Below are 322 nucleotides of genomic sequence, written 5' to 3' on the forward strand. Positions count from 1 at the left end.
TAGAGCAGCACCAGACTCAAGGCCGCCTTCGCCGGCAAGCCGGCTCCTACAAGGTATATGTCGTGCACGAAACCATGGTAGAGGCACGTTTTTGTAGGAGCTGGCTTGCCAGCGAAGAGGCCCGATAGAGCAGCACCAGACTCAAGGCTGCCTTCGCCGGCAAGCCGGCTCCTACAAGGTATATGTCGCGCACGAAACCACGGCAGAGGCACGTTTTTGTAGGAGCTGGCTTGACAGCGAAGAGGCCCGAAAGACTCGCACCAGACTCAAGGCCGCCTTCGCCGGCAAGGTATATATCGCGCACGAAACCACGGTAGACACA

1 protein-coding gene is annotated in these 322 nt (G+C 58.4%); it reads right to left on the reverse strand.

From position 1 onward, the window contains the following. Nucleotides 1-46 precede the first annotated feature (46 nt). Nucleotides 47-322: hypothetical protein (locus NPS56_RS31110; protein ID WP_274078187.1), on the reverse strand; the 276-nt coding region annotated here is incomplete at its 5' end.

The organism is Pseudomonas putida, from assembly GCF_028682635.1.
Classification (GTDB): Bacteria; Pseudomonadota; Gammaproteobacteria; order Pseudomonadales; family Pseudomonadaceae; genus Aquipseudomonas; species Aquipseudomonas putida_AE.